Raw genomic sequence first — 2,002 nt, 5'->3', positions numbered from 1 at the left:
CTCCCACCCCGGGGAGGACCGGCGGGCTCGCCCCATCAGCACCGACCAGGAAAGGACAGTTCCTGCCATGAGCACCACGACCGGCACCTACGACACCATCACCACCGACGGGCGACTGCGCACCGAGGGAGACCTCACCTACGCTTACCTTCCCGCTCCCACCGTGCAGAGCCACGCGGCCAACCTGATGACCCTGCCCGACGGCCGGCTGGGCTGCGTGTGGTTCGGCGGCACCCAGGAGGGTGTGCCGGACATCAGCGTCTGGTTCTCCACCCTCGCCCCGGGGGCCGAGGAGTGGTCCGCCCCGCGGCAGCTCTCCGACGACCCCACCCGGTCCGAGCAGAACCCGATCCTGTTCCCCACCCCTGAGGGCGAGCTGTGGCTGCTCTACACCGCCCAGCACGCCGGCAACCAGGACACCGCCGAGGTCCGGCGCCGGATCTCCTCCGACAGCGGTGAGAGCTGGGGCCCGGTGGAGATCCTGTTCCCGCCGAGTGAGGCCGGCGGGGTCTTCGTGCGCCAGCCCCCGGTGGTGCTCTCCGCCGGCCGGTGGATCATCCCGGTCTTCCGCTGCCTGTCGGTGCCCGGGCGCAAGTGGGTGGGCGACCTCGACGACAGCGCCGTGATGATCTCCGACGACGCCGGGGCCACGTGGCGCCAGGTGCTGCTTCCGGGCAGCACCGGGTGCGTGCACATGAACGTCCAGGAGCTCGGCGACGGCACGCTGCTCGCGCTGTTCCGCAGCCGCTGGGCGGACGCGATCTACGCGTCCCGGTCCTCCGACGGCGGCGAGACCTGGGAGGAGCCCGCCCCCACGGAGCTGCCCAACAACAACTCCTCCATCCAGTACGTCCGCCTGTCCGACGGACGGCTGGCGCTGATCTACAACCACCGGCGGGCCGAGGCCTCCACCGAGCGCCGCCTGTCCCTCTACGACGAGATCGACGACGACGGACTGGCCCCCGAACAGGCCGAAGCCGTCGAACCGATCCCCGCCGACGGTGAGCGCACCGCGTTCTGGGGCACCCCTCGGGCGCCCATGACGCTGGCGCTCTCGGACGACGACGGGCGCAGCTGGCAGGTGCTGCGGGATCTGGACGAGGGCGACGGGTACTGCCTGTCCAACAACTCCAGGGAGGGACTGAACCGGGAGTTCTCCTACCCCAGCATCCACCAGGGCGCGGACGGGGCGCTGCACATCGCTTACACCTATTTCCGGCAGGCCATCAAGTACGTCCGTCTCGACCTCCCCCGCGCCGACTCGTGACGGGATCCGCCCCGCACGCCCTGGTCACCGGTTGCAGCTCCGGGATCGGCCGCGCCCTCGCCCAGGAACTCCTGGGCGAGGGCTGGCAGGTGACCGGGCTCAGCCGCCGGCGCCCCGACCTGCCGGGGCGCTTCACCTGGATCCCGGCCGATCTGGCAGACACCGCGCAGCTGCGCACGGTGGTGGCCGACGTCGGCCCGCTGCAGGCCGTGGTGCACGCCGCGGGGTTCCAGCGCGCCCAGCCGCTGGGACGGCTCGAGGACGGCGCCCTGCGCGAGATGCTGGCCGTCCACGTCGAGGCGGCCTCCACCCTGGTCGATGCGCTCTGCGGGCGGATCACCGAGGGCGGCCGGATCGTGCTGATCGGCAGTCGCACCGCCACCGGGGCCGCGGGCAAGAGCCAGTACGCGGCCACCAAGGCGGCGCTGGTCGGCATGGCCCGCAGCTGGGCGATGGAGCTGACGACCCGGCGGATCACCGTCAACGTCGTCGCCCCCGGCCCCACCGACACGCCCATGCTCCACGACCCCGGGCGCGCGGCAGTGCCCCCGGCCGTCCCGCCGCTGGGCGAGCTGGTGGATCCGCGGGACGTGGCAGCGCTGACCGCATTCCTGCTGGGCCCGCACGGTCGATCCATCACCGGTCAGGTGCTCACCGTGTGCGGCGGGGCCTCCCTGTAGTCCCGCGGACATTTCACCGGAGACGACGACGGAGGGCCTGCCCGGGATCCCGGGC

The 2,002-nt window shown here is 72.5% G+C and carries 2 protein-coding genes; both read left to right on the top strand.

Annotated elements, in window-relative coordinates:
- Positions 1–67: 67 nt before the first annotated feature.
- A complete protein-coding gene (locus tag ACFU0Y_RS18010; protein ID WP_380216318.1) occupies positions 68–1,267 on the top strand; it encodes an exo-alpha-sialidase in 1,200 nt (399 codons plus the stop codon).
- The gene (locus ACFU0Y_RS18005) at positions 1,264–1,947 is read left to right on the top strand and encodes an SDR family NAD(P)-dependent oxidoreductase (RefSeq protein ID WP_380216316.1); all 684 of its coding nucleotides are present in this window, start codon (positions 1,264–1,266) and stop codon (positions 1,945–1,947) included. The genes ACFU0Y_RS18010 and ACFU0Y_RS18005 overlap by 4 nt, the downstream gene beginning before the upstream one ends.
- The last annotated feature ends 55 nt before the right edge of the window (positions 1,948–2,002 follow it).

This window comes from Kocuria sp. NPDC057446 (genome assembly GCF_042802875.1).
In the GTDB taxonomy this organism is placed as follows: domain Bacteria; phylum Actinomycetota; class Actinomycetes; order Actinomycetales; family Micrococcaceae; genus Kocuria.
This window is presented reverse-complemented; position numbering and strand designations above follow the sequence as displayed.